Here is a 7,076-nt window from a genome sequence, read left to right as displayed (position 1 = left end):
TGGCCGCTGTGGCTGCGCGATGCGCTGCGCGCCGACTGGCCGCAGCAGGCCGAGGCGATCTTCGCCGCCAGCCAGCAGCCGGCGCCGCTGTGGCTGCGCGTCAACCGCCAGCGCGACACCCGCGACGCCTACCTGCAGGAACTGGCCGCGGCCGGCATCGCCGCGCAGGCCTCGCCGCTGCTGGCCGATGCGATCCGGCTGGAGACACCGCTGGCGGTGGGGGCCTTGCCGGGCTTCGCCGAGGGGCGCGTGTCGGTGCAGGACGGTGCGGCGCAACAGGTCGCCGACGTGCTGGCGCCAGCGCCGGGCGCGCGCGTGCTCGACGCCTGCGCGGCCCCCGGCGGCAAGTCCGCGCATCTGCTCGAACGCGATCCCAGTCTGCGCCTGACCGCGCTGGACGTGGACGCGCGGCGCCTGGCGCGGGTCGGCGAGACCTTCGCGCGCACCGGTGCCGGCGCGCAGGCGCAGTTGCAGGTCGCCGATGCGGCGCAGCCGCAGGACTGGTGGGACGGGGTGCCGTTCGACTCGGTGCTGCTCGACGCGCCGTGTTCGGCCACCGGCATCGTGCGCCGCCAGCCGGACGTGCTGCTGCACCGCCGCCGCGAGGACGTCGTGGCGCTTCAGGCGCTGCAGGCGCGCCTGCTCGACGCCGCCTGGCAGGTGCTGCGGCCGGGCGGGGTGCTGGTCTACGCCACCTGTTCGCTGCTGCAGGACGAGAACGCGCGGCAGGTGCAGGCCTTGCTGGCGCGGCAGCCCGGTGCAGCGCTGGAGGACCCGGGCGAAGCCTGCGGGCATGCCTCCGGCGGCGGCCGCCAGCGCTTCCCCGGCGAGCAGGACTGCGACGGTTTCTACTACGCAAGGTTCCGCAAGACGGCATGAACCGGCGCCGGTATCATCGCTTCCCATGCTGAAGACCCGCGCCTCCCGAGAGTTCTGGTTGTTGGCCATCCTGGCCGTGCTGGTGCTCGGCGCCGGCCTGGGCCTGCGCGATCCGCACCCGGCCGACGAGCCGCGTTTCGCACTGGTCGCCAAGCAGATGGTGGAGAGCGGCAACTGGCTGTTCCCGCACCGCGGCAACGAGCTGTACTCGGACAAGCCGCCGATGCTGATGTGGCTGCAGGCGAGTTTCTACACGCTGTTCGGCAACTGGCGGGTGGCCTTCCTGCTGCCGTCGCTGCTGGCCGGGCTGGGCACGCTGGCCTGCGTCTACGACCTCGGCCGGCGGCTGTGGACACGCCGCGTCGGCATGTACGCGGCCTACGCGCTGCTGTTCGCCTTCCACTTCACCTACCAAGCGAAGAAGGCGCAGATCGACCCGTTGGTGGTGTTCTTCATCACCCTGGCCAACTACGCGCTGCTGCGCCACCTGTTGCGCGGGCCGGACTGGCGGTTGTGGGCGCTGGGCTGGTTCGCCGCCGGGCTGGGCACGATCACCAAGGGCGTGGGCGTGCTGGCGCTGCTGATGCTGCTGCCGGCCGCGGCGGCGTCGCTGGCGCACTGGCGCGGAGTGCGGGTCGGCCTGCGCGATCCGCGCTTCTGGCTGGGGCCGCTGGCATTCCTGGCGGCGGTGTCGATCTGGCTGGTGCCGATGGTCGCCACCGCGTTGTCGAGCAACGCCCCCGAGTACCGCGCCTACCTCAACGACATCCTGTTCCGGCAGACCGCCGGCCGTTACGCCAAGTCCTGGGACCACGCGCACGGGCCGCTGTACTTCTTCGGGGTGATGCCCAGCATGTGGCTGCCGGTGCTGCTGGCGCTGCCGTGGGCGATCCCCGCCTGGGCGCGGCGCCTGCGCCGGCGCGACGCGCGCTATCTGCTGCCGCTGGCCTGGTGGGCGCTGGTGGTACTGTTCTTCTCGATCCCGACCGGCAAGCGCGACGTCTACGTGCTGCCGGCGCTGCCGATGCTGTGCCTGGCGATGGGGCCGCTCATTCCAGGGCTGTTGCGCAAGCCCGGGGTCAAGCGCCTGCTGCTGGCGTTCACCGCGCTGCTGACGTTGGCGCTGGGCGGCGTGGGCGCGGCGATCCTGCTGGGGCACGGCTTCCGCGCGAAGATGATGGAAGACCGCGGCATCGACCTGGCCACCGTGCAGGTGCTGGCCTGGATCCTGCTGGCGATCGGCCTGTGGGGCGTGGCCAGCCTGGCCGCGTTCGCGCGGCGCCGCCCGGAACTGGCGACGGTCTCGACCCTGACCATGGTCTGGGTGATGGCCGGCTTGCTGGTGTACCCGCTCATCAACATGTCCAGTTCCGCGCGCGGCGTGATGGAGTCGGTGGGGCGCCGCATCGGCCCGCAGGCCGAACTCGGCCTGGTCGCCTGGAAGGAGCAGAACCTGCTGATGGCCGATCGCCCGGCCACGACCTTCGGCTTCGTGGTGCCCTGGGACGAGCAACTGCGTCGCGGCATCGCCTGGCAGGCGCAGGCGCCGCAGCGGCGCTGGCTGCTGGTGCAGGAGGCGGCGATGCTGGGCTGCGTCGACCGCAACGCCAGCATCCTGGCCGGCGTGTCCAACCGACGCGACTGGTGGCTGGTCCCGGCCAGCGCCGTGCACGGCCACTGTGTGGTCACCCAGGACGACCGCGACCGCCTGCGCGAGCAGGACAAGGACCGCTTCGAATGAGCCGCACCCGCGCACCGCGGCGGTGTGCTGCGACTGCCGGTGGCGGCCAGCGCGTCGCGCGGGCCGGGGAGCGCGCATGCCGCCGCCGCTGATCCGGGTGATCAGCCGCGACAACGGCGGCGGCCTCAGCCGCGACCTGCAGGTGGTCGCCGACCTGCTGCGCGAGACCGGCCGCTACCGCGTGGAGGTGCTGGGCTTCGGCACCGTGCGCATGGCCAATCGGCTGCGCGAACTGCGCCTGTTCCTGCGCAGCCTGCTGTTCGGGCGTGCCGACCTGCAGATCTTCCTGGAGCGGGTGTATCCGCGCTGCCTGGGCAGCGGCCTGCGCAATGCCTTGATCCCCAATCCGGAGTGGTTCCGGCACAAGTGGCTGCGCTGCCTGCCGCGTTTCGCCCAGGTGCTGTGCAAGACCCGCCAGGCCGAGCAGCGGTTCTCCACGATGGCGCCGACCGCCTTCATCGGCTTTTGCAGCGACGATTGCTACCGTCCTGAGGTCCCGCGCGAACGCGCCTGCCTGCATGTGGCCGGGCGCAGTTCGGCCAAGGGCACGGCGCTGCTGCTGCAGACCTGGGCGCGGCACCCCGAGTGGCCGCGGCTGACGGTGGTGCAGAGCGCGAAGAAGTCCCACCCGATCGAGGCCGAGAACATCGACTACCTGACCGGCTACCTCGACCAGCAGGAACTGCGGCGGCTGCAGAACGCGCACCGCTTCCACCTGTGCCCCTCCGAGGTGGAGGGCTTCGGCCACTACATCATGGAAGCGCTGAGCGTCGGCGCGGTGGTGATCACCACCAACGGCGCGCCGATGAACGAGCTGGTGAGCGCCGAGCGCGGCGTGCTGATCGATCCGGTCGGCGAGGGGCCGGACAATTTCGGCGTGCGCTACCGGATCGAGGCCGCCGGCCTCGAGCAGGCGATGGCGCAGGCGCTGGCGCTGTCGCCGATGCAGTGCGACGCCCTGGGCACAGCCGCGCGCGGCTTCTTCGAGACGCGCCGGCGCGAATTCGGCGAGCGCCTGCGCGCGGCCGTGGCCGATCTGCTCGGGGAGGCGGCGCCGCCCGCCGCGCCGGCCAGCCGCGGCGCCGATCGCGAACAGGTCAGGCCGGGTTAGGGAAGCGCCCCGGATCATCGCCGACCACCCCCACCCCGACGGCTTCCCTCCTTGATGTCCCAGCCCATCGCGCCACGCCATGCCGTTTCCGCGTTCTCGCGCCAGTCTCTGGCCGAGCGAGGCGCGGCGCTCGCGCTGCTGTGCCTGCCGGCGCTGGTGATCAGCATGCCCAGCGGCCTGCTGCCGTTCGGCCTGCTGCTGCTGGCGACCAGCCTGCTGGCATTGCCGCAGCTGCGCCAGGCGGTGGCGCCGATGCAGCCGTCGCTGCGCTGGCTGTGGATCCTGGCGCTGCTGGTGATCGGGCTGTCGCTGTGCTCGGTGCTGTACTTCGGCCAGCCGCTGAAGGACATCGACAACCGCACCCGTTTCCTGGTGCTGCCGTGGGCGGCGCTGTGGACCTATGCGCTGCGGCCGCCGCAGCGCCTGCTGTGGTGGGGCGCGCTGCTTGGCATCCTCGCCGCCCTGGTGCTGGCCAGCGTGCAGGTGTTGCAGGGCCAGCCGCGTGCCGAGGGCTGGACCAACGCCATCGTGCTGGCCGACGTGGTGCTGATGCTGATGGTGCTGGCGGTGTTCTGCCGGCCGCGCGGCCAGTGGCCGTGGGCCGCCGCCGCGGTGGTCGCCGGCGGCATCGTCATCCTGCTCAGCGGCAGCCGCGGCGTGTGGCTGGGCGTCCTGCTGCTGCTGGTGGTCAGCGCGCTGTGCCTGCGCTGGCGCGACAGCGCGACGCGGCTGATGATCCTGGGCGCGTGCACCGCGCTGGCGGCGGTGCTGGTGCTGAGCGTGCCGGCGCTGACCAAGCAGACCCGCCTGGCCGAACTGCACCACGACGTGCAGCGCTACGAACGCGGCGACAGCGATTCCTCGGCCGGCGCGCGCATCGAACGCCTGCAGGTGGCGGCGGCGACCTTCGTCGAGCACCCCGTGGTCGGGGTCGGCGTGGGCCGTTTCGACAATGCCATGCTGCGCCTGCCCGACTGCCGCAAGGGCTTCGTCGAGCGCTGCCACCTGGGCCACGCGCACAACGACCTGGCCGAGTGGAGCGCGACCCAGGGCCTGCCCGGTACCGTGCTGATCCTGATGGTGTATGGGGTGCCGCTGTGGCTGCTGCTGCGCCTGTACCGGCGTCGGCCGCAGCCGCAATTCCACGGCGCGGCGGCGGCCGGGATCATGGTGGTGGTGGCCTACGTGCTGTGCGGCATGACCCAGTCGATGTTCGCGCACCAGGTGAGCACCGGCTTTTACGTAGCGTTGGTCGGCGTGCTGATCGGGCTGGCGGCGCGCGAGGCGGAGCCGGGCCCGGGCGCTGAAGGCGCCACGCGAAGCCGGTAGACTGCCGATCCCGCATCGCCGGGCGGCCAGGCGCCGGGCGCCGACCGCCGGCACCGCGCCTGACTTCCGGATACCGCGCGCCATGGCCGACGCTGCCGCCGCCACCCTGCCGCTGAGCCTGGTGGTGATGACCTACAACGAGGCCGCCAACATCGCGCGCTGCCTGGACAGCGTGCCGTTCGCCGCCGACAAGCTGGTGGTGGATTGCGGCAGCACCGACGACACCGTGGCGATCGCCCGCGCACATGGCGCGCGCGTGGTCGAGCAGGCCTGGCTGGGCTTCGGCCCACAGCGCAACTTCGCCTCCACCCAGGCCGCGCACGACTGGATCCTGGTGCTGGACGCGGACGAGTTCCTGTCCGACGCGCTGCGCGCCGAGTGCCTGGCGCGGCTGCCGCAACTGCTCGCCGAGGATCGCGTGGATGCAGTGTGGCTGCGCCGCAGCACCTGGTACATGGGCGCGCCGATGCGCTGGTACAAACCGATGGTCGGCGAGCGCCTGGCGCGGCTGTACCACCGCGGCCGCGCGCGCTGGAGCGACGCGCGGGTGCACGAGTCGCTGCGCTTCGAAGGCCCCAGCGCCGCGTTCGCACCGCCGTTCAACCACCTGCACAACCCGACCCTGGTGCACAAGCAGCTCAAGGTGCTGCGCTACGCCGAACTCAAGGCGCTCGGCTGGCGCGACAAGCGCAAGCCGGTGAGAATGTGGCAGAGCCCGTTCGTGTTCGCCGGCGCCTTCCTCAAGGACTATCTGCTGCGGCTGGCCTTCCTCGACGGCTGGCGCGGCTTCGTGGTGGCGCAGACCGCGGCCAGCTACGCGCTGTACAAGCGCATGCGCTACTACGAGATGCAGATCAACCCGGCCTCGGTGGAGCAGGCGCGGGCGCAACTGCAACGGCACGATCTGGAGCACTGATGAGCAAGCACTATCTGCTGTACGGGTCCGAGCGCTACGCGCTGGCGATTCTGCGCCCGCTGCAGGCGGCGATCCGCGCGCGCGGCGACCAGGCGGCGTGGTTCTTCGACGGCCCCGGCGCCGAGGACCTGAGCGCCGACGAGCGCCACCTGGCGACGGTGGAGGAGGTGCTGGCGTGGGATCCGTACGCGGTGATCACCTCCAGCAACGCGGTGCCGCATTTCTTCCCCGGGGTGAAGGTCGAGACCTTCCACGGCTTCGACGCCGGCAAGCCGCGGCACATCTACGTGCGCGGGTTCTTCGACCTGTACTGCACCACCGGCCCACGCGACACCGCCGCGTTCGGCGCGCTGGCGCGCAAGCTCGGCCACTTCGCGGTCAAGGAGACCGGCTTCCCCAAGATCGATCCGTTCATGCGCGAGATCGGCGCGGAGCTGGCGCCGGTGCGGCAGCCGCCGGTGATCCTGTACCACTCCACGTTCTCGCCGTCGTGGAGCGCGGCCGGCATCCTCCACGACGAGGTCGCGCGGCTCTCGCGCAGCGGCGAATGGCGCTGGATCGTCACCTTCCATCCGAAGATGGACCCGGCGATGGTCGCGCGCTACCGCGCGCTGGAGAGCGAGTACCTCCGTTTCGCCGACAACGACAACATCCTGGAGCTGTTCCCGCAGGTGGACATGATGTGCTCGGACACCTCGTCCGCGCTCAACGAGTTCCTGCTCACCTACAAGCCGGTGGTGACCTTCAAGAACCGGCGTCCGGGGCCGCAGCTGATCGACATCGACGATCCGGCGCAGTTCGAGCCGGCGATCCGTCGCGCGCTGCAGCGGCCGCCGGAACTGATGGCGGCGATCCGCGAATTCGCCGATGGCCTGCATCCCTACCGCGACGGCCAGTCCAGCGAGCGCGTGCTGCGCGCGATCGACGACTTCGTCGCCGAGGGCGCGCGCAACCCGCGGCGCAAGCCGCTGAACCTGTGGCGCAAGCTGAAGATCCGCCGCCGCATCGGCTACTGGGGCCGCGGCGCGCGGCGCTGACGCGTACCGCTGCCGCACCCGCTCACCAGCGCAGCCGCCGCTGCGCCAGCGCCGCGCCAAGTT

The 7,076-nt window shown here is 71.7% G+C and carries 6 protein-coding genes; all 6 read left to right on the top strand.

Annotated features, from left to right (window positions below; translation table 11 throughout):
• A partial coding sequence (rsmB, locus tag D183_RS0112320; protein WP_017909262.1) for a 16S rRNA (cytosine(967)-C(5))-methyltransferase RsmB occupies positions 1-879 on the top strand: 879 nt, incomplete at its 5' end.
• A gap of 25 nt (positions 880-904) precedes the next feature.
• Complete coding sequence (locus D183_RS0112315) at positions 905-2,620, top strand: ArnT family glycosyltransferase (RefSeq protein ID WP_017909261.1); 1,716 nt, start codon at positions 905-907, stop codon at positions 2,618-2,620.
• A gap of 76 nt (positions 2,621-2,696) precedes the next feature.
• Positions 2,697-3,731, top strand: coding sequence for a glycosyltransferase (locus D183_RS0112310; protein ID WP_017909260.1), 1,035 nt, complete (start codon positions 2,697-2,699; stop codon positions 3,729-3,731).
• A gap of 54 nt (positions 3,732-3,785) precedes the next feature.
• A complete protein-coding gene (locus D183_RS0112305; RefSeq protein ID WP_017909259.1) occupies positions 3,786-5,060 on the top strand; it encodes an O-antigen ligase family protein in 1,275 nt (424 codons plus the stop codon).
• Between the two features lie 82 nt (positions 5,061-5,142).
• Complete coding sequence (locus D183_RS0112300; RefSeq protein ID WP_017909258.1) at positions 5,143-5,976, top strand: glycosyltransferase family 2 protein; 834 nt, start codon at positions 5,143-5,145, stop codon at positions 5,974-5,976.
• Positions 5,976-7,013 (top strand): CDP-glycerol glycerophosphotransferase family protein, encoded by a 1,038-nt coding sequence (locus D183_RS0112295; RefSeq protein ID WP_017909257.1) that lies wholly within the window; start codon positions 5,976-5,978, stop codon positions 7,011-7,013. Before D183_RS0112300 ends, D183_RS0112295 begins: the two co-directional genes overlap by 1 nt.
• Positions 7,014-7,076: the final 63 nt, after the last annotated feature.

The sequence above is a fragment of the Xanthomonas sp. SHU 199 genome (assembly GCF_000364665.1).
In the GTDB taxonomy this organism is placed as follows: domain Bacteria; phylum Pseudomonadota; class Gammaproteobacteria; order Xanthomonadales; family Xanthomonadaceae; genus Xanthomonas_A; species Xanthomonas_A sontii.
The sequence above is the reverse complement of the archived record's forward strand: the minus strand, read 5'-3'. Positions and strand labels throughout refer to the sequence as shown.